This window comes from Sediminihaliea albiluteola (genome assembly GCF_014077625.1).
GTDB classification, from domain to species: domain Bacteria; phylum Pseudomonadota; class Gammaproteobacteria; order Pseudomonadales; family Halieaceae; genus Sediminihaliea; species Sediminihaliea albiluteola.
This window is the reverse complement of record NZ_JACFXU010000014.1, coordinates 138,197-163,218: the sequence shown is the minus strand read 5'-3', so window position 1 is coordinate 163,218 and position 25,022 is coordinate 138,197. Positions and strand designations below refer to the sequence as shown.

Here is a 25,022-nt window from a genome sequence, read left to right as displayed (position 1 = left end):
TCGGCGGCATTATTTTTTCTTGATAAGCTGAGGATACCCCCATGGGCGTTGTGGCAAAGCGGTCTTCAATGACCTTTTTTTCCGACAGTACTAGTCATTACAGTCACCGGGTACGCATTGTTCTTGCCGAAAAAGGCGTAACGGTAGATTTGATCGAAGCGGACGGCGCGCATCCCCCGGCTGAGTTGGCAGACCTAAACCCCTACAACTCTCTGCCGACCTTGGTTGACCGCGATTTAGTGCTCTATGAGTCTAAGGTAATGATGGAGTACTTGGATGAGCGCTTCCCGCACCCACCACTGTTGCCGGTATATCCTGTGGCACGCGCTGAAAGCCGCCTTTACATCCACCGGATTGAAAAGGATTGGTGTTCGCTGGTCGACTCCATTTTGACTTCACGCAGCGACAATGTGGTGAGCAAAGCCACTAAGGAACTCCGTGAGAGCATTACCGGCATTGCACCTATCTTTGCCGAAAAACCTTTCTTTATGAGCGATGAATTCACCTTGGTCGACTGCGTGATTGCGCCTATTTTGTGGCGCTTGCCTTCGCTGGGCGTGGACATCCGCTCTACCAAGCAAACTAAGCCGCTGTTGGCTTATATGGATTCCCTGTTCAGCCGTGAATCCTTCCAGGAAAGCCTGTCTGAGCAGGAAAAGGAAATGCGCCTTTAAGGCGCATTTCGCACTGGAGCCGGAGCATCTATGACCCCTAGCCGTCCCTACATAATGCGTGCACTCTACGAGTGGATTGTCGATAACAACTGCACGCCTTATTTACTCGTTGACGCCTCGATTCGCGGTGTTGAAGTGCCGGAGCAGTACGTCAAAGACGGCCAAATAGTGCTGAATATCTCACCGAGCGCGGTGGTTGAGCTCAATATGGCCAATGATGTGGTGACCTTTAATGGTCGTTTTGGCGGGGTAGCCACCGACATTATGGTCCCTGTTTCTGCGGTGATCGGTATCTACGCTCGAGAAAACGGTCAGGGCATGGTGTTTGAAGCCGAGCAGCCGCCGGAAGATCCCGATGATGATCCCAAGCCACCGAGCCCCGCGGATAAGCCGCAGAGTCGTGGTGAGGGTCGGCCCTCGCTAAAAATCGTCAAATAACGATGACTTTGCAGTGCCTCGGGTTATCGGCACTGCAAAGTTTTTCATCGCTGCCACTTAGCCTGGCACTATCTCAAATAAACGCACCACGCGCTGCACACCTGAAATGTTGGCAGCCACGTCGGTCACGCGTTGTCCTTCGGCTTCCGTGGCCAAACCCATCAAGTAGACCACGCCGTTTTCAGTGAGTACTTTAATGCGCATACCTGGAGTACTGGGTGTGCCGAGTATCCATGATTTAACTTTAGCCGTGATCCAAGTATCACTGGTGCGGGTCATGGCAGAGCTAGGAGCGGAAACCTCCAGCTCATTGTAAATACGTCTGACCCCGTGGATTTTACGCACTACCTCGGCCGCTTGGTTTTTTAGCGCCGCAGTGGGCACTTGGCCAGCGAGCAGTACAAAGCCGTTATAGCTAACAATTTCTAAATGTGAATTGGCGAAGCCTTCGTCGGATACTCTGATATTGACCATGGCTTTGGTTTCAATGCTTTCATCTTCGAGCTTTTGCCCTAGGGTGCGTTTTACAGGCTCATCTTCAATTGGATTGGCTTTTACAGCAGCTATCATGCTGCCGCAGCCGCTGAGGGCTAAGCTGGATAAAAGGACGGTGGCGATAAGCAAGCGGGTCATGAGGGGGTTCCTGTGTAACTGCCAAAAATGGTTGAATCGATTAGTTCGCATAAGTTTTGGATAATAACGGTATGTAACTCCAGAGCACGAGCTGGAATAGCCACATTGACCGCTATTTGCACATCGCTGGCGGCCAGTGTGGCCTGCAGCATATTATCTTGGGCTTTAGATAGTGCAACTACGCTCATGCTGCGCTCGTGGGCGGCGTCGATAGCCTGTAGAACGCTAGGATCGGCGTCGCTACTGGCGATGCATAATAGAACGTCTCCAGGCTGACCAAGTGCTCTAAGTTGGCGGGCGTAGAGTTCAGATTGGCCGCTGTGGCCGGCAATTGCTGCCAGTGTCGCGCCATCGGCGGTTAGCGTCATCGCGGGTAAGGCGGGGCGCTCCTGTTGGAACTGGCTCTGCATCTGAACGACAAATAACTGAGCCAGTGTGGCGTCAGCGCCACTGCCGCAAGTCAGTACTTTGCGCTCGCCCAGTAGGGCCCCGGTAATGAGGCCGACCGCGGCGGCTAATGGCTCTGCCACTGCATCCACAGTCATTGCCAGTCCTTCGATAGTCGCCTGGCAGTTAGCGGCCAAGCTCGGGTAAATATCCATGCGTTGTGGCTCAAATTGTCGTGGTTAATAGTTAGTGATGACGGGTGATCAACGGCCAGTGTCGCGCTTTGAGCGTCAAGCTGTGAACGCAGCCCGTATCCAAATGGGCTCGAAGCTGGCGAGAGATTGTCGCGGCTCGAAGGCGATCACGTCAAATCGGCAGGCTCTATTTGCCCATTGCGGATGCCGCTGCAGGAAGCTTGCCGCGGCCCATAGCAGTCGCTGTTGCTTGCGCTTATCGACCGATTCAGTGGCGCTAGGGTAGCGTGGATTGCTGCGTTTACGCACCTCAACAAACACTAGCTGCTGCTGGTCGAGTGCGACAATATCTAGCTCGCCGCTGCGAAATCGCACATTGCGATACAGTATTTTCCAACCTCGCTGCTCTAGCCATTGGGCGGCATGTTCCTCGTACTCTGCCCCTGCTGCTGTCATCTTGGCCACCGTTTATCGTCGAGTGGCCAGTTTACCTAGAGTGCTTTCAGCGCGCCGCCATCAAATGTGGCGGGCTGTGGCTCCCTGATAATTCTCAACTGTGGGTCCATGCTCAGCAAACCTGTATCGCCGCGCAGCAGAGCGTCGGCGCCACCCTGCAGTTGTAGAAAACGGCTTTGCACAAGGTAGGCATCCGCTCCCAAGGCGTTGAGCCGTGGATAGCTATCACTCCCGGTGTCGCCGGCGGTAATGGCTACGCGCAGTGCGGGGTTGCTACCTAAGAGCCAGGGCAGCTCAACTAAGTGTATGCCGTTGAGGTCGCGGTCCCGCTCATTGGGCATGCCGCTATAGATGCTAGAGGGCGCATAGATCGGTAAATTGCCAGCATAGTGGAAAACCAGCAGGGGTTTGATTGAGCGCGCTTCATCGGCACTGCCGCTGAGCAGGAAGATAGCGTCGATGTCCTGCCGCCGCCGCGCGTTGCTTTCAATGTTGGTCGCCAGCATGCTGCGGATGCTGCGCGCGCGCTCTTCACTGGCCGCTAGGTTGAGAGACTGTTTGATACTGTCTGAGTAGCTCTCTGCTTTGCTGTACACCGCGCTGGCATTTATTTGCCCGCCCATGGCCTGCCAATAAGGCCGCAGCGCCGCTTCCATTTTGTCACCCCAAGCACCGGCGGGGCGCACGATCAGGGCGCGTCTGGCACCTGCACCATAGGCCAGCTCAGCCAGGCGCTCGGCTTCATCTTCGGGAGCTAAAGCCATTTGTACCAGTGCGGTACTGCTAGGCGCTAGCGTTTCATCCACGCGGTTTAAGGCCAATATGGGTACCGGGCGCTCGGGCTGTGCAGCTAGCTGTGATACCGCTTCTTTGCTCAGTGGACCCACCACGAGGTTGGCACCGCGCTGTACAGCTTCTTGGTAGGCTGCGAGTGCGCCACCTTCGCTGGACTGGGTGTCGAAAATCAGCAATTGTCGCTGCCCTAGGATAGCTTCACTGTCAGCATAAAAGCGGGCGAGATAGCCATCTCTGACTGCTTTGGCTGCGGGTGCTAGGCGGCCGCTCAGCGGCAGCAGTAGGGCGACTCGCTGCACCCCGAGGGCTTGGTCGACAAAAGGCTCCAGTCCACCGGGCAGTGCCTTGGCTGCTGGGTGGGCGGCATTGTCCTGGCGCCACTGGTTGATGGCTTGGTGCAGGGAGTTAGCGTCTGTGGTGCTGGCACTAATAGTGGCGAGCTCAAGCCAACCACGCCATATCGGATCTTCAGTGTCGCCGGCGCTCTGCAAGGCTTCCGCAGGTAAGTGCTCCAGGTCGCGCCACAGACTGCGCTTGAGGGCTGTGCTGGTAACTGGGTCGGGAGTAATGTCCAGCAAGCGCTGGGCCAGCTCGGCGCTGCCTAAATAGTCACCGGCCATTCGCACCATGTAGCGCTGAAAGTTAAGTACTTTGCTGCTCAGTGCGGGAGCAGTGTCAGCCTTTGGCAAGTCTTGTAGCAGTTGTGTCGCTACTGCCGTCTGGCCGCGCAAATAGGCGATGCGGGCGCGCAGGTAATCACGGTAAACGCGATCATTGCTGTTAAGGGCATCACTCAGGGTGTTTAAGCTGGCCTCTGCCGCCACCCACTCAAATCGAGCTAGAGCGGCTTCTGCGCGTTCAAAAACCGCCGCGTAGTCGCTAGCCGGCAAGGAGTGAGGCTGGCCAATTAACTCGGAAACATCGCCTCCCTCGGTGGCTAAGGGGCCCTCGCTGCTGCCGCTGGGTTTGGTCGGCTCAGTGCTACAGCTGCTGACTAACAAGGTCATAGCGATCAATAGCACTTTGCTGAGGGATTGAGAGCTGCTGTAGCGCAAGGTGGATTGGTATTTACTCATGCTATCCTTCGTGGCTAATGGGTCGGCAGGGCACTAGCCGACATGGATGTGCGTACTATTATAAGGGACAGAGTGTGGAATCAGGACTATATGTTGTCGCGACACCTATCGGCAACCTCGGGGATATCTCAGCTCGAGCGCTGGAGGTGCTAGCCGCTGTTGATTTGATTGCAGCTGAGGATACCCGCCACAGCGCTCAGTTACTACAGCACTATGCTATCGACAACACGGTGCTGGCCTACCATGAGCACAGTGATCAGCGTGCCGCACAGCGCGTTATGCAGTGTTTGGCTGAGGGTGGTGCAGTGGCATTGGTGTCTGATGCTGGCACTCCGCTGATCTCGGACCCGGGCTACCGTCTGGTGCGCGAGGCCCAGGACCTTGGCTATCGGGTAATCCCCCTGCCAGGGCCCTGTGCTGCAGTGGCAGCATTAAGTGTTTCAGGTCTGCCAACTGATCGCTTTATGTTTGAGGGTTTTCTCCCCAATAAATCTGGCACTCGCAGTAACCGGCTGCGGGAATTGCAACAGCGTGAAGAGACACTGATCTTCTACGAGGCGCCACATCGCATTGAAGATTGTTTGGCTGATTTAGTGGCTGTGTTTGGCGCGGATCGCGAAGCGCTGTTGGCTAGGGAGATCACCAAGACTTTTGAAACTGTGCGCCGTGCGCCCTTGGGCGAGCTGCTGGCATTTGTTCAAGGAGACAGTAATCAGCAGCGGGGGGAAATTGTCTTGGTAGTGGCTGGGCTGCGACAGCGCAGTAGCGAAGTTGACCCAGAGACGGCGCGATTGCTGCAGCGTCTCGCACAGGATTTGCCCGGCAAGAAAGCGGCGGCAATAGTGGCGGAGCTCAGTGGCCTGCGTAAGAAGTTACTCTATGACTATCTCTTGGCGCACCCGTCGAGCTGATAATCCGCTAGACAAAATATGGCCCCCCGCGTAGTCTTGCCGGCGAGTCGGTCAGGCGATCGCTCTGTTGCCACCTCGCGTGTCGGCAGGGAGGAAAGTCCGGGCTCCATAGGGCAGAGTGCCAGGTAACTCCTGGGGGGCGTGAGCCTACGGAAAGTGCAGCAGAAAGGATACCGCCCGCTCACTTCGGTGTACGGGTAAGGGTGAAAAGGTGCGGTAAGAGCGCACCGCGCGGCTGGTAACAGGCGTGGCGATGGTAAACCCCACTCGGAGCAAGACCAAATAGGAATCCGTATGCCGTGGCCCACGGTGGATTCGGGTAGGTCGCTACAGGCAGGCGGCGACGCCTGTCGCAGATGAATGATCGTCCACGACAGAACCCGGCTTATCGACCGACTCGTTTTTTATCAGGCTGCAGTCCCTCTTATAGCTTTTTGGCCTAAATCAGGCTCATTCCTAGAAAAAATAAACTGAAACTTAAAGTAAGTTCTTAGCATGCGCGTTTACATGCATGTTTTACGTGATTTTTTATTTATTTGCTCCCCGCAATGGCCTGAGCCTAGTCTTTAGAATCGGCGCTAATTCACTGAAATTACAACGTTTTTTTAAAATTGCCTGCTTGACACCCCGTTCGGCACCCACCTATAGTGTTGCAAAGTGGGAATAAGTGGATAAATCTGGCTTTTTGTGGAAAACCGAGTCGGATGAGTGGGGAAAACTGGCGTGTTTCGCGGAGTACAGCACATCAATATGGACGCCAAGGGGCGACTGGCCATGCCAGCACGCCAGCGCGAGCCATTGCTGGAACAGTGCGCAGGCCAAATCGTTGTCACTATTGATACCCAAGCGCGTTGCCTGGCGGTTTATCCGCTGCCCGAGTGGGAGCGCATTGAGAAAGATATTCAAGGCTTACCAGCGCTCAACCCCGCGGTTAAGCGTTTTCAGCGCTTAGTGCTGGGTTATGCCACTGATGTGGAATTGGACGGCAATGGCCGCATGCTGTTGCCGCAGCCGCTGCGAGATTATGCCCATTTGGAGAAGAAGCTGGTGCTGGTAGGGCAGGGCAATAAGCTGGAGTTATGGTCTGAAGACTTGTGGATTGAAGAGCGTGATCAGGCCCTGCTGGATTCTGGGCCAGACGCAGAATTACCCGATGAACTTATGTCGCTGACCCTATAGGTGAGTGAATTGCATCAAACGGTGATGTTGCAAGAAGCGGTCGAGGCTCTACTGACGACGAGCAGCGGCATTTATGTGGACGGCACTTTTGGTCGCGGTGGGCACAGTCGTGCGATTTTGAAAGCGCTGGATACTAATGGCCAGTTGATAGGGGTGGATAAAGACCCCACGGCAGTAGCGGCTGCCAAAGAGTTAGCAGGGAGCGATGCCCGCTTTGGGTTTTATCACGGGTCATTCGCTCTGCTTCCCCATCAACTGCGTGGGATGGGGATCGACGCAGTTGATGGCATTTTACTTGATCTAGGTGTTTCTAGCCCTCAGCTGGACGACGCCGAGCGCGGCTTCAGCTTTCAGAATGATGGCCCGCTGGATATGCGCATGGACACCAGCCGTGGTGAAACAGCAGCCCAGTGGCTGGCGCGGGCAGAAGAAGTGGATATCGCCGATGTGCTCTATGAATACGGCGAAGAGCGTTTTTCGCGCCGTATAGCTAGGGCAATTGTTAATGAGCGGAGCAAAGAGCCGATTGTGACCACAGCTCGCCTGTCGCAAATAGTGACAGATGCCAACCCGCGCTGGGAGAAACATAAGCATCCGGCTACCCGGGCTTTTCAGGGCATACGTATCTATATCAACCGCGAACTGGATGATCTCAAAGACTTGCTCGGCAATGCGCTGGACTTGCTCCGCCCAGGTGGTCGCTTAGTGGTAATCAGTTTTCACTCGCTCGAAGATCGCTTGGTTAAGCGCTATATGCGCGATATGGCGCGAGGCGAGCAGTTGCCGGCCGGCGTGCCGGTACAGGACGTCGAGCTCAATCGCCGTATGAAGCTGGTGGGTAAGGCACTGCGGGCTAGTAAAGAAGAAGTCGCAGCTAACACGCGCTCACGCAGCGCGATTATGCGCGTAGCGGAGAAATTACACTGATGGTGGGCAGAGCTGACAACAGACCAGCGCGCAGCGCGGCGGATACACCGTCGCCTAGCGGCTTGCTGCGTGTGCAGCGAGTGTTTGCCTCTATCTTGATGCTGACGGTGGTGGGCAGTGCCTTTGCGGTGATCCACTCGTCTCATGCTTGCCGTCAGCTGTACGCCGAACTGCAGGGCTTGGAAGCCGATCAGTGGTACCTGCAGGAAGACTATAGCCGCCTGCTCTTGGAGCAAAGCACTTGGGCCTCACATTACCGAGTCGAGAAGGTCGCGACCTCTGAGTTGTCGATGCAGCCGCCGGTAATTGAAGAACAGAAAGTGGTGTCTCCATGAGGGCTAGGGCGCGCAAAACGAAAACCGTAGTGGCCGTGGCTCCCTGGCGCTTCTATCTGGTGGCGACTGTGCTGGTGGCCCTGCTGGTTGTATTGCTGGGGCGGGTGCTCTCGCTGCAGGTGCTCAACACCGATAAAGGCTACGCCTTTTTGCAAAATCAGGGTGAAATTCGCTCGGTGCGCACAGCCGAAATTCCCGCCTATCGCGGCGTGATTACCGACCGTCGGGGTGAACCTTTGGCGGTTAGTACGCCGGTGATTTCTATTTGGGCCGACCCGGCACAATTGAGTGGTTCAGAGCACTTGGCGAAACTGGCTGGCCTTCTGGGGCAGCCTCTACCTGAGTTAGAGGCGAAGTTGGAGCGCTTTGCCGGTAAGCGCTTTATGTATTTGCAGCGCCACCGGGTGCCGGCTGAAGCGCGTGAAATCTTGGCTCATAAAATCCCTGGGGTATACGGTGAGCGTGAATATCAACGCTACTACCCGGCCGGTGAAGTGGCCGCACAGTTGGTGGGTATCACTAATGTGGATGACGGCGGCATTGCCGGCCTAGAGCTGTCTTACGACGAGTGGTTGCGCGGTATTCCAGGTAAAAAACAGTACATCAAAGATTTGCACGGCGATGCGGTGCGCGATATCGGCGTTCTTGAGCCGGCCCGTCCCGGTCGTGACCTCAAGCTGAGTATCGATCTGCGCTTACAGTTTCTGCAGCACCGCGAATTGCAGCGGGCTATCGCTCAAACTGGCTCAGACTCCGGCACCATCGTCACTCTCGATGCCCATACCGGTGAAGTTCTGGCGATGGTCAACCACCCGGTATTTAACCCCAATAGCCGCAAGAGTTTTAAACCGGGCAATACTCGCAACCTAGCGATGGCGGATGAGTACGAGCCCGGCTCGACCATGAAGTCACTCACATTGGTGGCGGCCTTGGAAAGCGGTCGCTACACCACCGACACCGTCATTGATACCACGCCGGGTCGCATTCGGGTGGGTAGAAAGACCTTACAGGACCCGCGCAACTACGGCGAAATGACGCTCTCTAACGTGATTGAAAAGTCGAGTCAGGTGGGTGTCACTAAGATCGCACTGGATCTTGGCCACGAGCCGATCTGGGATGTGTTTCAGCGTTTAGGAATTGGTCAGCCCCTCGGTACAGGCTTCCCAGGAGAAGGTGCCGGTCGCCTGCCCAACCGTCCCCGCTGGCGCCAAATTGAAGAGGTTACTTTAGCCTTTGGTTATGGCCTGACGGTGACGCCTCTGCAGTTGGCCCGGGCTTATACAGCCTTTGCCAATAATGGCGTGCTGTTGCCAGTGTCGCTGTTGTCACTGGATGGCGAGGTGCCCCATGGCGAGCAAGTCATGGCTCCAGAAATTGCCGCTGAAGTATTAAAAGTCTTACACCGAGTGACCGGTAGCAACGGCACGGCCCGTCGAGCCAAGGTGGCGGGTTACGAAGTGGGTGGGAAAACTGGCACAGTGCACCAAGTGGGTGCCCAGGGCTATATCGATAACAAATATCGAGCTCTGTTTGCCGGCGTAGCGCCAGCCAAAGATCCGCGCATTGTCACCGTTGTTGTGCTCAACGGCCCTAAGGGTGATGCTTATGGCGGCGGCGCGGTAGCGGCGCCAGTCTTTTCGCGGGTAGCCCAGGGCGCTTTGCGCTTGCTTAACGTCGCACCAGAGGCAGCAGTTCCTGATGCCGCTACTATTGCAGCCCTAGAAAACCAGCGCGGGGCGGGGGTGTGATGATGGCCGCCGTTCAGCATACTAGCGCCAGCCGCTCACTTGCAGCGCTACTTGATAGAGAGTTGGCGCAGGACCTGCCGATCACTGGTCTGAGCCTTGATAGCCGTCAGGTGCAGCCCGGTGATTTGTTTTTAGCGATGGCCGGCGAGCTGCACGACGGGCGCCAGTTTATGGAGCAGGCGGTTGCCGCAGGCGCGGTGGCGGTCGCTGCTGATGCGCCGGCCAGTGGTTTTGTCGAAGCGCTGCCGGTGCCTCTGATTGAAATCCCCGAGTTAGCCCAAGAGGCGGGTCTTATTGCCGCGCGTTTTTATGGCCAGCCAAGTAGCTCAATGCGAGTCATTGGTGTCACTGGAACCAATGGCAAAACCACTGTCACCCGTTTGTTGGCGCAGCTGCTGCGCGCACTCAAACAGCCCAGCGGCGTCATTGGCACTTTGGGCGCCTCTTTAGGCGATGAGCTGAGTGAAGCCCGCAATACCACACCTGATGCACTCGCCCTACAGCAGTGTTTGGCTCAGTGGCGTGATCAAAATGTGGCTGCAGTGGCGATGGAAGTCTCATCCCATGCGCTGGTGCAAGGTCGCGTCAATGGCCTGCACTTTGATACCGCGGTGTTTACTAACTTGTCGCGAGACCACTTGGATTACCACCTCTCCATGGCAGCTTACGCGCGGGCTAAAGCCACGCTATTTGCCTGGGAGGGGCTGCGCCATGCGCTGATCAACAGTGATGATCCCTACGGAGCCACACTGGCAACGAGCGCTGCAGCTAACACTCAGGTGCTGCGTTACTCAGCAGCTGGTGACCCTGCAGCAGAGCTGCGGGCCAGCAATTTGCACTTCCATTCAGGGGGTGTCAAAGGGTTGATAAGCACGCCTTGGGGTGAGGGCGAGTTTAGTTCGCCACTGCCCGGTGATTTCAATGTCGCCAACTTACTTGCTGCCATTGGCTGTGCGCTGCTGGGAGGCCACGCCTTGCAAGATGTCTTGGCCGCAGTGTCGAATTTGCAGCCAGTGCCAGGCCGCTTGCAAAGCATTGCCAATGAGCTTGGCATTCAGGTCTTGGTGGATTACGCCCACACACCCGATGCGCTCGAGCAGGTGCTGCGAGCGATTAAACCCCATCTCGAGGGGCAACTGATTACTGTATTTGGTTGCGGTGGCGACCGAGATGCCGGCAAGCGCTCAGTGATGGGCCGTATAGCCTGTGAGATCTCCGATCGAGTCATCGTCACCAGTGATAACCCGCGCACTGAAAACCCACAAGCCATCCTGCAGGATATCGCAGTGGCTTGCACCGGTGACTTTAGCTTGCAGGTCGACAGAGCTCTGGCCATTGCTGAAGCCATTGCCAGCGCGGCCCCCGGTGACTGTGTACTGATTGCCGGTAAAGGACACGAGGATTATCAGATTATCGAAGGCCAGCGCTTACACTTTAGCGATGCGGAGCAGGCACAGGCTGCACTAAACAAGAGGGCCGCCTCATGATGCGGCCACTGTTGCTAAGCGAATTGGCCCCTGCGTTGGGGGCCAAGTTGCACGGAGCTGATGCACATTTTAGCGAGGTCTCGACCGATACTCGCCAAGCACTGCAGGGCAAGCTCTTTGTGGCCCTGCAAGGTGAGAACTTTGACGGGCATGATTATGTGCAGGCGGCCGCGGACTCGGCTGCGGTCGCTGCCCTAGTCAGCCGTCAGTTAGATATCGCCTTGCCCCAATTGGAGGTTGCCGATACCCAGCAGGCTTTAGGTAGGTTGGGAGCTTTTAACCGCTCGCTGTACAAAAATCCGCTGGTGGCGATTACCGGTAGCAGTGGTAAAACCACAGTAAAAACACTGGTCCACGCGCTGTTGTCCAAGCGCGGTGCAGCGCTGGCCACTGAGGGGAATCTCAACAATGAAATTGGCTTGCCGCTAACACTGCTGCAGCTGGCCCCGGAGCATGACTTTGCCGTAGTGGAAATGGGCGCGGCTAAAGCTGGTGATATTGCTTGGCTGTGTGAGCTGGCGCAGCCCAATGTGGCGGTCTTATTAAATGCCATGCCGGCACACTTGCAGGGCTTTGGTAGTGTGGCAGCAGTGGCCGAGGCTAAGGGGGAAATTTACCAGGGCTTAGGCGCTTCCGATATCGCGATCATCAATGCCGATCAGCCCTATGCGCGGCGCTGGCGCAGCCGAGCTTCTGCCGCCACAATCTTAGATTTTGCCGTGCACCAGCCCGCTGCTATTAGCGCCTCTAACATCAGCTCACGGGGAACGGCGGGTATCAGCTTTGTCGCTAGTACCCCCGCCGGTGACGTGCCGGTAACGCTAAAATTGCCGGGCTTGCACAATGTCTCTAACGCCCTGGCCGCCATCGCGGTTGGCCTAGCCTGCAAACTGACACTATCTGAAATTGCCGCTGGCTTGGCCTCAGTCAAGCCCGTCAGTGGCCGACTTGCCGTGGGCCGTGGTCTGGGCGGCTGCACAGTCATTGATGACTGCTATAACGCTAATCCTGGTTCGGTGCGTGCCGCGATCGATGTCTTGGCCGGCAGTAAAGGGCGCCGAACATTGATTCTTGGCGCGATGCGGGAGCTGGGTGATGAGTCCGCGAACTTGCATCGCGAAATAGGTGAGTACGCTCGGAAGTGTGGCATTGAACGCTTCTGGGGAGTCGGCCCAGAGCTGGCGCCAGCCGTAGCGGCTTTTGGCAACGGCCTGCTATTTAAACACCGAGACGAGGCTATCGAGGCCTTGGCCGGTGAGTTCAATGAAGATGACACCGTATTGGTTAAAGGGTCCCGTGGCGCGCACATGGAGCACCTCTTAGCTGTTCTTAGTAACCAACAGATGGAGGCAGAGCGCTAACCATGCTGTTGTTCCTTGCTGAATATCTCACCCAATTCCACACCGGCTTTCAGGTGTTCCAGTACTTGACTCTGCGCGGCATTCTCGCGGCGGGGACAGCGCTGGTAATTTCGCTGCTGGTCGGGCCGACCATGATTCGCCGCTTGAATTATTATCAGGTTGGCCAGGCAGTGCGCGACGATGGACCGCAGTCTCATCTGAGCAAGTCAGGCACGCCCACCATGGGGGGAGCCCTTATTCTGGTGGCCATCGCGATCAGCACGCTGCTCTGGGGCGACCTGCGCAACGATTATATTTGGATCACGCTACTGGTCACCGCAGTATTTGGCGCAGTGGGCTGGGTAGATGACTATCGCAAAGTGGTGGAGAAAGATTCGCGCGGACTTCCCGCTCGCTGGAAGTATCTATGGCAGTCGGTGGCCGGCTTAGCTGCTGCGCTCTACCTCTATTTCAATTTCACTACGCCGGTGACCACCGAGCTGTACATACCCTTCTTTAAAGACTTTGCCTGGAGCATGGGCCCGCTGTTTATCCTGCTGACTTACTTCGTCATTGTCGGTTCGAGTAATGCGGTCAACTTGACCGACGGCTTAGATGGGCTAGCAATCCTGCCCACTGTCATGGTCGGCAGCGCTTTGGGCATTATTGCCTACCTCACCGGTCACGTGGACTTTGCTCAGTACCTACATATTCCCTATGTGGCCGGCAGTGGCGAGTTGGCGGTGTTCTGTGGCGCTATCGCCGGATCAGGTCTCGGTTTCCTCTGGTTTAACACCTATCCGGCGCAGGTATTTATGGGTGACGTCGGTGCCCTGGCACTGGGCGCAGCACTGGGCACCGTGGCGGTGATTACCCGCCACGAAATTGTATTTTTCATCATGGGCGGCATCTTCGTCATGGAGACCGTGTCGGTCATTTTACAGGTGGCTTCCTTCAAGATGACGGGCAAGCGCATTTTCCGTATGGCGCCGATTCATCATCATTTTGAGCTCAAGGGCTGGCCCGAGCCGCGGGTGATTGTCCGCTTTTGGATTATCACGGTGATGCTGGTGTTGTTTGGCTTGGCCACCTTGAAATTGCGCTAGGACTAAAAACTAAGGAATGAATGTGGCAGTGACACAGGACATGATTGCAAGCAGTGACAACTGGGTCGTTTTCGGCCTAGGCGTTACCGGCTTGTCCTGTGCGCGCTATCTGCATCGTTTGGGGCAGTCCTTTACGGTGGTGGACACTCGCAGTGAACCGTCAGGCCTAGCTCAACTACAAGAAGAGATGCCAGAAGTTTCGCTATTTGCTGGTGATATCCCTTTAGCGGTACTGGAAAGTGCATCGCAAGTGGTTGTTAGTCCCGGTGTCGCGCTGGATGAGCCATTGGTGCGTGCTGCGCTTGAAGCGGGCGCTGAGTTACTCGGTGATATCGATCTCTTTGTGCGCGAAGCCAAAGCGCCCGTAGTTGGTATTACCGGTTCTAACGCTAAGTCGACAGTGACTGAGTTAGTGGGAGCTATGGCGCGTAAAGCGGGTATCACCGTCGCCGTTGGTGGCAACTTGGGCACCCCTGCGCTGGAACTGCTGTCCGACAGCGTTGAGCTCTACGTCTTGGAGCTGTCCAGTTTTCAGCTAGAGCGGGCCGGGGTGCTGAATTTAGCAGTGGCGACTGTACTGAATATTAGCGCAGACCACCTCGATCGCCACGGTGACTTGCCGCGCTATCACCAGGCCAAGCATCGCATTTTCCGCGGTTGCCGCAAGGTGGTGCTGCAGCGCGATGATCGCTTGACTGTACCGCTAGTAGCTGAGGATGTGGCCCAGATAAGTTGGCGTATGCGCGAGCCGGAATTGCAGGGTTTTGGGCTGCGTACAGAGGCTGGGGTCGAGTCGATTTACCATGGCTTTGAGCGCTTGCTGCCAGTGAGCGACTTAGCTCTCAGTGGACGCCATAACCTTGCCAATGTGCTGGCCGCTCTGGCTCTAGGTCATGCGGCTGGTTTAGCCATGCCAGCGATGCTCGAAGCTCTGCGCGAGTTTCGCGGCCTGCCACACCGCTGTCAGTTAGTGGCACAGTTGCAGGGCGTGTCCTATGTCAATGATTCCAAGGGCACCAACATTGGCGCCACCGAAGCAGCCTTGAAAGGCCTTGGTGGCAAAGGCAATGTCCTGTTAATCGCCGGCGGCCAAGGCAAGGGCGCCGATTTCAGGCAGCTGCGCGAAGCGGTGCAAGAGCATTGCCGTCACCTCCTGCTGATGGGCGAGGCGAATGAAGCCCTGCGCACTGCGCTGCAGGATCTGGTGCCAGTGAGCTCTGTGGCAAACATGCAGGAAGCCCTGCAAGTGGCAGCCGCAAAAGCTATAGCAGGCGATGTGGTGCTGCTCTCTCCAGCCTGTGCCTCCTTTGATATGTTCAGCGGCTACGCCGCTCGAGGCGAGGCCTTTGTAGCAGCTGTTAAGCAGTTGCAGGAGAGTGGCGCATGAGGATCGGGGCGCTGAGTATGCGATGGCCAAGCCTGGATCCGCTGCTGGCACTACTAGGGCTGGCCCTGTTGGTGGTGGGCCTGGTGGCCATTAGTTCCGCTTCTATTGAATACGCTGAGTTTAACTACAACAGCCCTTGGTTCCACACCAAGCGGCACTTGATGTATATCGCCATCGCAGTTACAGCGGGCTTTGTGGTCTATCAAGTGCCCAGCTCCATCTGGTTGAAAACCGGCTGGGCTTGGTTGTTCGCCGCCTTGATTTTGTTAATTCTGGTGTTGCTGCCTGGAGTGGGTAAAGACGTGAATGGCAGTCAGCGCTGGTTGCCGCTTGGGCCCTTTACCCTGCAGCCATCGGAGTTCGCCAAAATGGCGATGGTGGTGTACTTGGCCGGTTACTTGGATCGCCAGGCAGACGCCGTGCGCAATAGCTGGCAAGGTTTCATGCTGCCGGTGGTCGTTGTAGCTTGCTTCGCTTTACTCTTGATGGTGGAGCCGGACTTTGGCGCTACTGTCATTGTCGCGGCCACCGCATTTGGTCTGATGTTCTTAGCCGGTGTGCGCTTGATGTACTTCATTGTCGTGCTGGGTCTTAGCGTCGCCGGGCTGGTGGCTTTGATCTTTAGTGCGCCCTATCGGGTACAGCGGCTAACGGCCTATACCGACCCCTGGGCAGATCCTTTTGGCAGCGGTTTTCAGTTGGTCCAGTCCTTGATCGCTTTTGGCCGCGGTGAGTGGCTGGGCGTCGGTTTGGGGAATAGCGTGCAAAAGCTGTTCTACCTTCCCGAGGCGCACACCGACTTTGTCTTTTCAATCTGGGCTGAAGAGACCGGCTTTCTCGGCGCGAGTGTGGTAATCCTACTCTATGCCGCCTTGATTGGCCGTATTTTATGGGTGGGGCGCAAAGCCTCTCTCGCTAGCCGAGATTTTAGTGCCTATATCTGCTACGGCGTAGCGTTAGTTTTTTCCGGTCAAGCCTTTGTCAATATGGGTGTCAGCTCCGGCTTGCTGCCGACAAAAGGCCTGACCTTGCCTTTCATTAGCTACGGCGGCACCAGCTTGATTGTCTGCTGCAGTATGCTGGCCATGGTCCTGCGCATTCAACAGGAATTGCGACAGCCCCAGCCGAAGTCAGCTAGGCGGGTGCTGTGATGCGCAGGCCGATGAAAGTATTAATGATGGCCGGCGGCACCGGCGGACACGTCTACCCAGCGCTAGCAGTAGCCCGTGAGCTTATTCAGCGCGGCCACCAGGTCGAGTGGGTAGGCACCCGTCACGGTATGGAGTCGCGGGTTGTGCCGGCAGCTGGGATTGCTTTGCACTACCTCGCGGTGCGCGGCGTGCGCGGCAAGAATCTGCTGCAGACAGTGCTGGGCTTACTGCGTTTATTGTGGGCCTGTGTTCAGGCGCTGGCATTAGTGTGGCGCCGCGCCCCAGATTGCGTGATCGGCATGGGTGGCTACGCGGCCGGCCCGGCCGGTTTTGCCGCTTGGCTGCTGCGTAAGCCCTTGCTGATTCACGAACAAAATGCCGTGGCAGGGACCACCAACCGATTATTGGCACCACTGGCTCGGCGTGTGGTGTCAGGTTTTCCTGCTGCCTTCAAAGGGCGCCAAGATGTATTGGTCTTAGGTAATCCGGTGCGGGCAGAGTTGCTCAGCACTGCACAGCAGGCCCCCTGGCAGTTTGATGGATCGCGGCCGCTGCGCTTACTGGTAGTCGGGGGCAGCCTCGGCGCCCAGGCGATTAATGATGTCCTGCCAGCCACGCTAGCGCGACTGCAAGCGGAGCTCGGGGCAGGGCAAATCGAAGTGTGGCACCAAAGTGGTGAAGCCAATATAGCCGCGGTGAGTGAAGCCTATCGCAAGCAAGGTGGTCTAGAGGTCAAGCTCAGCCCCTTTATTGAAGATATGGCGGCTGCTTATGCCTGGGCGGACTTGGTGCTGTGCCGAGCCGGTGCACTGACGGTGGCAGAGCTGGCCATTATGGGACGGCCGGCAATCTTAGTGCCTTTACCCCATGCGATTGATAACCATCAGCTGTGGAATGCCCGCGCTTTGACCGATCAAGGAGGCGGCCTACTGCTGGAGCAGAAAGACATGACGGTCGATTCACTAGCCAGTGCCTTGAGTGCGCTGATACAGGAGCCCTCGCGTTTGGCAGCTATGGCCAGCGCCGCCTTATCACTGGCACAGCCAGAGGCAACGGCTGCGGTAGCGGATTGCTGTGAGGAGATGGTCGATGAGTGAGCTCAGCGTGTACAGCGTGCCAGAAATGCGTCGCATTCGTCGCATCCATATGATCGGTATCGGTGGTACCGGAATGAGCGGTATTGCCGAGGTGCTGGTTAACCTTGGTTATGAGGTGGCGGGTTCGGATATCCGTCGCAGCTCGGTGACTGATCGCTTAGAGGCCCTCGGGATCAAATTATACTTTGGGCACGCCGCGGACAATATTGATCGGGCCAATGTAGTGGTCAGTTCCAGCGCTGTCAGTGACGACAATCCAGAAGTCGTCGCCGCTCGTGCAGCGCGAATTCCGGTGGTACCACGGGCCGAGATGCTGGCCGAGTTAATGCGCTATCGCCACGGCATAGCGGTGGCCGGCACCCATGGCAAAACCACTACCACCAGCCTGATAGCGGCGCTCTTTGGTGAGGCGGGATTAGATCCCACTTTTGTCATCGGTGGTCTGGTTAACAGCGTGGGCAGTAACGCCCAGCTAGGTGCTAGCCGCTACTTAGTGGCTGAGGCTGACGAAAGCGACGCTTCTTTCTTGCACCTGCAGCCAATGGTCGCAGTGGTCACTAATATCGAAGCGGACCACATGGAGACCTATGGCGGTGACTTCTCGGTGTTGCGCAGCACCTTCTTAGATTTCTTACACAACCTGCCCTTCTACGGCTTGGCGGTATTGTGTATCGATGACCCAGTTGTCGCTGGTTTGATTCCTGATCTCACCCGTCAGGTACTGACCTATGGCTTTAATGCCGATGCTGATTACCGTATCGATAACATGCTCAAGCAGGGCCTATCGACCAGTTTTACAGTGCACCGCCCCGGCCTGCAAACCTCGCTAGAGGTAACGCTCAACATGCCCGGCACTCACAACGTACTCAATGCCGCAGCGGCGATTGCCGTGGCCAGTGATGAGGGCTTAGACGACGCAGCGATAATTCGAGGTCTGGCCAATTTTGCTGGTGTTGGGCGGCGTTTCAGCCGACTCGGTGAGCTGAGCTTCAAGGGGGGTAAGGCGCAGTTAGTTGATGATTACGGACACCACCCGACTGAAGTGCGCGCCACCCTCGAGTCAGCTCGGCAGGCCTGGCCCGAGCGGCGGGTGGTGATGATTTATCAGCCACATCGTTATTCGCGCACTCGTGACCTTTATGAAGACTTTGTCGCGGTTCTGTCGCGCTGTGATGTGCTGGTGCTACTGGAAGTGTATCCAGCGGGCGAGGCCCCGATTCCTGGAGCCGATAGCCGCAGCTTAAGCCGCAGCATTCGTCAGCGGGGTTTGATTGAGCCCATTTTTGTTGAAACACCCGATGAAGTGCCAGGGGTGCTGGCGGGGATTTTACGTGATGGCGATATCGTGGTGGCACAGGGCGCCGGCAATATCGGCCGTTTAGCACAGGATCTCAAAGCGATAGAGATGTTGGAGGTAGAGCTATGACCTGGGAGCAGATTAGCGCAGCTCCCGTGGCAGTCTTGCTAGGGGGGGGGTCGGCCGAGCGAGAGGTCTCGCTAAAAAGTGGTGCCACCGTGCTCTCTGCACTTAAGTCTCTGGGCTGTGAGACCCGCGCTGTTGACCCAGCTGATGAGCATTGGCTTGAGCAATTGCAGGGCGTGAGCTGCGTGTTTAATGCCTTGCATGGCCCAGGCGGTGAAGACGGCGTGATGCAAGGTGCGCTGGAGTCCCTGGGTATTACTTACAGCGGCTCCTCGGTGTTGGGCTCAGCGCTGGCCATGGATAAGCAGCGCAGCAAGCAGCTGTGGCAGGGCATTGGTATTGCCACCGCTGGCTTTGAATTATTGCAGTCAGACACTGACTGGCAGGCGGTGATTGAGCGTTTTGGCAAAGTCTTTGTGAAGCCTGCCTGTGAGGGCTCGAGTATTGGCATGGCACCGGCGAGCGATGCGCAGCAACTGCGTGCGGCCTATCAAAATGCTGCGGCTTATGGCACGGCGGTAATCGCGGAAAAGTTTATTAATGGCCCGGAGTACACCGTAGCCATATTGGGTGATGAGGCGCTGCCCTCTATCCGCATGGAAACCGATAACGAGTTTTACGATTACGAAGCCAAGTACATTTCCAATGCCACGCGCTATCACTGCCCATCGGACTTAAATGCCGAAGAAGAAGCAGCGGCAGCGGCGCTGGCCTTGGCTGCTTTCAAATCCCTGGGCTGTGAGGTTTGGGGTCGCGTGGATTTAATGCGCGACAGCGATGGCCGTTTTTATGTCTTGGAGGTCAACACCATTCCTGGCATGACTTCACACAGTTTGGTGCCAATGGCAGCCAAAGTCGCCGGCCTGGATATCGCCGCGCTGGTGCGACGCATCCTTGAGCTGAGCTGGGCAGCGCGAGGTGCTGAGCAATGAGTCGCAAAGTGCAGCGCAGCAATAAAGGCAATCATCGCGGAGCAACCCGCCAGCAACAGGCGGCGCAGCGCGAATCTCGGCAGTGGTCATTCTCTTGGCTCAATCGCTTGCTGATCTTAGTCGGCAGTGGCGTGGTGGTCGCTGCGGGTTTGCAGGCTTATATCACCCTGCAAGCGATACCGGTGGAGCAGGTGACCGTGACCGGCAAGTTGCGCCACACCCAGACAGCGGCGGTGCAGGATATGGTTCAGCCGGCCTTGATCGGTGGTTTTCTCGGTGCCGATTTGGAAAAAATACGCGCCCAACTGGAAGAGCTGCCGTGGATTTATGAAGCCTCAGTGCGGCGCCGCTGGCCCAATTCCCTGGAGATCCATGTGATCGAACAGTTGCCTATTGCGCGCTGGGGTGAGGGCGGCTTCCTCAACCATGAGGGACAGGTGTTTCACTCAGACAATGCCGAGCTGTGGAGCGACCTGCCCAGCTTGCAGGGCCCCGCCGGTAGTGAACGCCAGCTGATGGCCAACTACCAGCGCTTGGAAGAGCTGCTTGATGAGGTGGCGCTGGGCGTCAAGCACTTAGAAATGGATGCCCGCGGGCAGATCCAGGCAGTGTTAACGGGTGATCTGACACTGGTCTTGGGCGGCAAACAATTTTTAGAGCGGGTGCAGCGTTTTATGTCGGTTTATCGCAGTGAGTTAGCTAGCCGAGCGGTTGAGGTACAGCGCGTCGACATGCGCTACGAGAGCGGTTTAGCCGTTAAATTTAATGAGCCCGCCCAGGTGGCTGGGCTGGCAGCAGAGTAACAGTACGGGGAGACACACTGCCATGGGCAGCGGACAGGATAAAAGAATGATCGTCGGACTGGATATCGGTACTTCAAAAGTGGTGGCCATTGTCGGAGAAGTCGGCGTGGACGGTGATATCGAGATCGTCGGTATCGGCTCCCACCCCTCCAAGGGCATGAAGAAAGGTGTCGTGGTGAATATTGAGTCCACGGTGCAGTCGATTCAGCGCGCCGTCGAGGAAGCCGAGCTGATGGCCGGCTGCCAGATTCATTCGGTGTATGTCGGTATTGCCGGTAGCCACATTCGCAGCCTTAACTCCCACGGCATAGTGGCAATCCGAGACCGCGAGGTCTACGCGCTAGATCTGGAGCGAGTGATCGATGCCGCACAAGCCGTGGCAATTCCCGCGGATCAGAAAATACTGCACATCCTGCCCCAAGAGTATGTGATTGATAACCAAGAGGGCATTAAAGAGCCCTTGGGAATGTCAGGCGTGCGCCTTGAAGCCAAAGTGCATTTAGTGACTTGCGCAGTCAATGCTGCCCAGAACATTGAGAAGTGTATTCGCCGCTGCGGCCTGGAAGTGGAAGAAATTATTCTGGAGCAGCTGGCTTCGAGCTATTCCGTACTGACTGACGATGAGCGCGAACTGGGGGTCTGCTTAGTCGACATTGGTGGAGGCACCACCGATATCGCCATCTTTACCGAGGGCTCTATTCGCCACACCGGAGTGATTCCAATTGCCGGTGATCAAGTCACTAACGATATTGCCATGGCTCTGCGCACGCCTACTCAGCATGCCGAAGAGATCAAGATTAAGTACGCCTGTGCGCTGACTCAACTGGCCGGTCCTGACGAGACCATCAAAGTGCCTAGCGTGGGTGAGCGTGCGCCGCGGGATTTGTCGCGCCAAGCGCTGGCTGAAGTGGTGGAGCCGCGTTACGACGAGCTCTTCACCTTGGTGCAGGCTGAAGTGCGGCGCAGTGGTTATGAAGAGATGATTCCAGCCGGCATCGTGCTCACCGGTGGCACCTCAAAAATGGAAGGTGTGGTGGAGTTGGCCGAGGAAATTTTCCACATGCCGGTGCGGGTAGGTTACCCACAGTCGGCGAAGGGTTTGAGCGATATTGTGCGCAACCCCATTTATTCCACCGGCGTAGGCCTGCTGCAATACGGCATCAGCCAGCTGGATGCCAGCGGCGCTGCTGGTTCAGCACGTAACGCTAACGAGGATCAGGGCCTGCTGTCGCGGATGAAGGCCTGGATGCAAAGCAATTTTTAAATTTGGCTTCGAGAGGAGCCGAATGTTGTAAACCGCCGCAGTTAATGCGGCAAACCAAGCAAGGGGAGAAATAACATGTTTGAACTAATCGATAATGTACCTCAAAACGCGGTCATTAAAGTCATCGGCATCGGTGGCGGCGGCGGTAACGCCGTTAAGCACATGATCGAAAATTCAGTCGAGGGTGTAGATTTTATCTGCGCTAATACCGACGCTCAGGCGCTGTCGGATATCACCTCTAAAACCGTGCTGCAATTGGGCGGTGAAATTACCAAAGGGCTCGGCGCGGGTGCTAACCCTGAGATTGGTCGGGCGGCGGCGATGGAAGATCGCGAGCGTATTGCCGATGCGATTCGTGGCTCCGACATGGTCTTTATCACCGCTGGCATGGGTGGTGGCACCGGTACAGGTGGTGCGCCAGTAGTGGCAGAAGTGGCGCGGGAAATGGGCATTTTGACTGTTGCGGTAGTGACCCGTCCCTTCCCCTTTGAAGGGAAAAAACGCATAGCAATCGCTAGCGAAGGCCTGCGTGAGCTGCAGCAAAATGTGGACTCTTTGATCACCATTCCCAACGAAAAGTTGCTGGAAGTGTTGGGAAAAAATACCAGTTTATTGGATGCATTTAAGGAAGCCAATGATGTATTGTTGGGCGCAGTTCAGGGTATCGCCGACCTGATTATCCGCCCCGGTATGATTAACGTGGACTTTGCGGACGTTAGAACGGTGATGTCCGAAATGGGTATGGCGATGATGGGTACTGGTAGCGCCAAAGGTGAAAACCGTGCTCGCGAAGCTGCAGAGCGCGCCATTAACAGCCCACTGCTGGATGATATCGACTTGCAGGGTGCACGCGGCATATTGGTGAATATCACTGCCGGTTTGGACCTGACCCTCGGTGAGTTTTCCGAAGTTGGCGACACGATCGAAGAGTTTGCATCGGATGATGCAACAGTCGTTGTCGGTACAGTCATCGACCCTGAAATGACAGATGAGCTCAAAGTCACCGTGGTTGCCACGGGCTTGGGCAGTGAGGCCGCCAAGGCGCCCTTGCAGGTAGTGGAAAGCACGCCCAAAGCGGTGGATATGTCAGTAGAGCCTAATTACAAGGACTTTGACCGTCCCCCGAGCATGCGCAAGGCACGACACAGCGTAGGTGGGCAAGCAGCTGTTGCAGCGGATGCTGGCGCTGAGGAGTATTTCGATATTCCTGCTTTCTTACGCCGCCAGGCAGACTAGCAGGGCAAGGCGCTCGACCGATACCGTTTCGGCATGGCCTTGCAGCTTTTGGTAAGGCACAAGTTACGGTTGGGAGTATTATGATTCGACAGCGTACATTGCGGAATGCAATTAAGGCGACAGGCGTAGGCCTGCACACGGGTGAAAAGGTCTATCTGACCCTGAGTCCGGCGCCGATAGACACAGGTATTGTGTTCCGTCGCGTAGACCTCGATCCAGTGGTGGAAATTCCCGCTCGGGCCGAGAACGTTGGCGATACCACGCTTTCAACCACGCTGATTGCCGATGGCGAACGGGTGTCGACTGTTGAGCATCTATTGTCCGCGATGGCGGGCTTAGGCATTGATAACGCTTTTGTCGATGTCAGTGCGCCAGAAGTGCCGATCATGGACGGCAGTGCGGGGCCTTTTGTGTTCTTGATCCAGTCTGCTGGTATCGAAGAGCAGGATGCGGCCAAGAAGTTTATTCGTGTAAAGCGCCCGGTCACGGTGGAAGACGGAGACAAGAAAGCCAGCTTTCTCCCCTTTGAAGGCTTTAAAGTCTCCTTCACTATCGAGTTTGACCACCCGGTGTTTCGCGACCGCTCTGCGCATGCCGAGATCGACTTCTCGGCCACTTCTTTTGTCAAGGAAGTGAGCCGCGCCAGAACCTTTGGTTTTATGCATGAAATTGAGTACCTGCGCTCCCAGGGTTTGGCGCGCGGGGGCTCAGTCGACAACGCGATCGTGGTCGACGAATACCGCATCCTCAATCAAGACGGCCTGCGCTATGACGATGAGTTCGTTAAGCACAAGATCCTCGACGCGATTGGCGACGTGTACCTGCTGGGTTATAGCTTGATTGGCGAGTTCCGCGCCCATAAATCTGGGCACGCTCTCAATAACGCCTCCTTGCGCGCACTCATTGCTCAGCCAGACGCCTGGGAAATGGTGACCTTCGAAGATCAGGAGAGCGCTCCGATTTCCTACGCGACCAACCCCGTACCGGCGCTTTGAGCCTGAACGGCTGCTGCAGGCGGGGGCTTCCTGTGGCATGGCATAATGCTGAATCTTGTGGCATAGTTCGCAGCCGTTTTTTGCAAAATCGCCCATGAAAATTATTCTCGTCAACCGCAAGCACGCTGCGTCGCGCTCTTTTGAGCTCGGTCGCTGGTCCCGTGCCCTCTTGTCCCTGTGCTGCCTCGGCTTGCCACTAGGCATGGTTGCGCTTGGCTATCAGGTAGGTTTGGAGCACGGCGCCAGCGCTCTGCGTGGGCAATCCATGGATGCCCTGCAGGATGAGCTGGCTCAGCAATCAAGCGATCTCGAGGCCATTCGCGACGAAGTCCAATTAAAGCTGCAAGCCCTCACTTTGAGCTTGGCCGAGTTACAGGCTCGTATGACCCGGCTCGATGCGCTCGGTGAGCACCTCACTGCGATGGCCGATTTGGAAGATGGCGAATTCGATTTCAGCCAACCACCGGCCCTAGGTGGTCCTCTAGCCGGCGAGTTCTCTGTCGATTACAGCAGTATGGGCCTTTCAGCTGAGCTAGATGATTTTGGCCAGCGCCTGAGCGATCGCGAGCAGCAGCTGGGCATTCTTGAATCCCTGTTGAGCAACCGTAAGCTGCAAGAGCAGAGCAATCTTTCTGGCCGGCCGCTCGAGAAAGGCTGGATATCTTCCCGTTACGGTAAGCGCACCGATCCCTTTACTGGCAAGCAAAGCTATCACCACGGAATTGATTTTGCCGGTAAGGCCGGCTCAAACGTGTTGGCGGTCGCCGGTGGGGTGGTTACTTGGGTGGGCAAACGCAGCGGCTATGGCCGCATGGTAGAGATTTCCCACGGCGACGGTTTAGTATCGCGCTATGCCCACAACCAAGAAAACCTAGTCGCTCCTGGCGATGTAGTACGCAAGGGTGAGCCAATTGCCCTAGTGGGCTCCAGTGGGCGCTCCACCGGTGCTCATGTGCACTTTGAAGTCTATAAAAATGGCCGCTCGGTCGACCCCTCCAGTTACGTTCGCCGCACTCGGCGCTGACCGAAGAGTTCCTCACTCTGTTTA

At 56.5% G+C, this 25,022-nt stretch carries 24 protein-coding genes and 1 other RNA gene; 21 read left to right on the top strand and 4 right to left on the bottom strand.

What is annotated here, in order from left to right:
- The first annotated feature begins 41 nt into the window (after positions 1–41).
- The gene (locus tag H2508_RS07610; protein WP_182171395.1) at positions 42–674 is read left to right on the top strand and encodes a glutathione S-transferase N-terminal domain-containing protein; all 633 of its coding nucleotides are present in this window, start codon (positions 42–44) and stop codon (positions 672–674) included.
- Between the two features lie 30 nt (positions 675–704).
- The gene (locus tag H2508_RS07605; RefSeq protein WP_182171392.1) at positions 705–1,112 is read left to right on the top strand and encodes a ClpXP protease specificity-enhancing factor; all 408 of its coding nucleotides are present in this window, start codon (positions 705–707) and stop codon (positions 1,110–1,112) included.
- Between the two features lie 57 nt (positions 1,113–1,169).
- Here H2508_RS07605 and H2508_RS07600 read toward each other — a convergent pair whose 3' ends face one another.
- From H2508_RS07600 to H2508_RS07585, 4 genes are all read right to left on the bottom strand, one after another.
- Positions 1,170–1,745, bottom strand: coding sequence for a BON domain-containing protein (locus tag H2508_RS07600; protein WP_182171389.1), 576 nt, complete (start codon positions 1,743–1,745; stop codon positions 1,170–1,172).
- Positions 1,742–2,347: a D-sedoheptulose-7-phosphate isomerase gene (locus tag H2508_RS07595; protein ID WP_182171386.1), complete on the bottom strand. Its 606-nt coding sequence runs from the start codon at positions 2,345–2,347 to the stop codon at positions 1,742–1,744. Before H2508_RS07595 ends, H2508_RS07600 begins: the two co-directional genes overlap by 4 nt.
- 75 nt (positions 2,348–2,422) lie before the next feature.
- Entirely contained in the window at positions 2,423–2,782 is a 360-nt protein-coding gene (locus tag H2508_RS07590) for a YraN family protein (protein ID WP_182171384.1), read from the bottom strand.
- Between the two features lie 35 nt (positions 2,783–2,817).
- A complete protein-coding gene (locus tag H2508_RS07585; RefSeq protein WP_182171381.1) occupies positions 2,818–4,653 on the bottom strand; it encodes a penicillin-binding protein activator in 1,836 nt (611 codons plus the stop codon).
- A gap of 74 nt (positions 4,654–4,727) precedes the next feature.
- Here H2508_RS07585 and rsmI point away from each other — a divergent pair, with 74 nt between their 5' ends.
- The 19 genes from rsmI (at position 4,728) to H2508_RS07490 (ending at position 24,998) form a co-directional block, all read left to right on the top strand.
- Positions 4,728–5,564 (top strand): 16S rRNA (cytidine(1402)-2'-O)-methyltransferase, encoded by an 837-nt coding sequence (gene rsmI, locus H2508_RS07580; protein WP_328799340.1) that lies wholly within the window; start codon positions 4,728–4,730, stop codon positions 5,562–5,564.
- 43 nt (positions 5,565–5,607) lie between these two features.
- Positions 5,608–5,968, top strand: an RNA gene (gene rnpB / locus H2508_RS07575) — RNase P RNA component class A.
- Positions 5,969–6,287: 319 nt separating this feature from the next.
- Positions 6,288–6,743, top strand: a complete 456-nt coding sequence (gene mraZ / locus H2508_RS07570) for a division/cell wall cluster transcriptional repressor MraZ (protein ID WP_182171375.1) — start codon at positions 6,288–6,290, stop codon at positions 6,741–6,743.
- Positions 6,744–7,670, top strand: coding sequence for a 16S rRNA (cytosine(1402)-N(4))-methyltransferase RsmH (gene rsmH / locus H2508_RS07565; protein WP_182171372.1), 927 nt, complete (start codon positions 6,744–6,746; stop codon positions 7,668–7,670).
- Complete coding sequence (gene ftsL, locus H2508_RS07560) at positions 7,670–8,005, top strand: cell division protein FtsL (protein ID WP_182171369.1); 336 nt, start codon at positions 7,670–7,672, stop codon at positions 8,003–8,005. Before rsmH ends, ftsL begins: the two co-directional genes overlap by 1 nt.
- On the top strand, positions 8,002–9,753 hold the full coding sequence (locus H2508_RS07555) for a peptidoglycan D,D-transpeptidase FtsI family protein (protein WP_182171366.1): 1,752 nt from the start codon (positions 8,002–8,004) through the stop codon (positions 9,751–9,753). The genes ftsL and H2508_RS07555 overlap by 4 nt, the downstream gene beginning before the upstream one ends.
- Entirely contained in the window at positions 9,753–11,240 is a 1,488-nt protein-coding gene (locus H2508_RS07550) for a UDP-N-acetylmuramoyl-L-alanyl-D-glutamate--2,6-diaminopimelate ligase (RefSeq protein ID WP_220463660.1), read from the top strand. The genes H2508_RS07555 and H2508_RS07550 overlap by 1 nt, the downstream gene beginning before the upstream one ends.
- Positions 11,237–12,601, top strand: coding sequence for a UDP-N-acetylmuramoyl-tripeptide--D-alanyl-D-alanine ligase (locus H2508_RS07545; protein ID WP_182171364.1), 1,365 nt, complete (start codon positions 11,237–11,239; stop codon positions 12,599–12,601). The genes H2508_RS07550 and H2508_RS07545 overlap by 4 nt, the downstream gene beginning before the upstream one ends.
- 2 nt (positions 12,602–12,603) lie before the next feature.
- A complete protein-coding gene (mraY, locus tag H2508_RS07540) occupies positions 12,604–13,686 on the top strand; it encodes a phospho-N-acetylmuramoyl-pentapeptide-transferase (protein ID WP_182171361.1) in 1,083 nt (360 codons plus the stop codon).
- A gap of 22 nt (positions 13,687–13,708) precedes the next feature.
- Positions 13,709–15,073, top strand: a complete 1,365-nt coding sequence (murD, locus tag H2508_RS07535) for a UDP-N-acetylmuramoyl-L-alanine--D-glutamate ligase (protein WP_328799339.1) — start codon at positions 13,709–13,711, stop codon at positions 15,071–15,073.
- A 17-nt stretch (positions 15,074–15,090) separates the two neighbouring features.
- Positions 15,091–16,224 (top strand): putative lipid II flippase FtsW, encoded by a 1,134-nt coding sequence (gene ftsW, locus H2508_RS07530; protein WP_235965141.1) that lies wholly within the window; start codon positions 15,091–15,093, stop codon positions 16,222–16,224.
- Positions 16,224–17,321 carry an undecaprenyldiphospho-muramoylpentapeptide beta-N-acetylglucosaminyltransferase gene (murG, locus tag H2508_RS07525; protein WP_182173335.1) on the top strand — a complete coding sequence of 366 codons (1,098 nt, stop codon included), beginning with the start codon at positions 16,224–16,226 and terminating at the stop codon, positions 17,319–17,321. Before ftsW ends, murG begins: the two co-directional genes overlap by 1 nt.
- Positions 17,314–18,747 (top strand): UDP-N-acetylmuramate--L-alanine ligase, encoded by a 1,434-nt coding sequence (murC, locus tag H2508_RS07520; protein WP_182171355.1) that lies wholly within the window; start codon positions 17,314–17,316, stop codon positions 18,745–18,747. Before murG ends, murC begins: the two co-directional genes overlap by 8 nt.
- Entirely contained in the window at positions 18,744–19,676 is a 933-nt protein-coding gene (locus H2508_RS07515) for a D-alanine--D-alanine ligase (protein ID WP_182171352.1), read from the top strand. Before murC ends, H2508_RS07515 begins: the two co-directional genes overlap by 4 nt.
- Positions 19,673–20,479 (top strand): cell division protein FtsQ/DivIB, encoded by an 807-nt coding sequence (locus H2508_RS07510; protein ID WP_182171349.1) that lies wholly within the window; start codon positions 19,673–19,675, stop codon positions 20,477–20,479. Before H2508_RS07515 ends, H2508_RS07510 begins: the two co-directional genes overlap by 4 nt.
- 22 nt (positions 20,480–20,501) lie before the next feature.
- Positions 20,502–21,743, top strand: coding sequence for a cell division protein FtsA (ftsA, locus tag H2508_RS07505; RefSeq protein ID WP_182171346.1), 1,242 nt, complete (start codon positions 20,502–20,504; stop codon positions 21,741–21,743).
- Between the two features lie 75 nt (positions 21,744–21,818).
- Positions 21,819–22,979, top strand: coding sequence for a cell division protein FtsZ (gene ftsZ / locus H2508_RS07500; protein ID WP_182171343.1), 1,161 nt, complete (start codon positions 21,819–21,821; stop codon positions 22,977–22,979).
- A gap of 80 nt (positions 22,980–23,059) precedes the next feature.
- Positions 23,060–23,974, top strand: coding sequence for a UDP-3-O-acyl-N-acetylglucosamine deacetylase (gene lpxC, locus H2508_RS07495; protein WP_182171303.1), 915 nt, complete (start codon positions 23,060–23,062; stop codon positions 23,972–23,974).
- A 94-nt stretch (positions 23,975–24,068) separates the two neighbouring features.
- Positions 24,069–24,998 (top strand): M23 family metallopeptidase, encoded by a 930-nt coding sequence (locus H2508_RS07490; protein WP_182171288.1) that lies wholly within the window; start codon positions 24,069–24,071, stop codon positions 24,996–24,998.
- Positions 24,999–25,022: the final 24 nt, after the last annotated feature.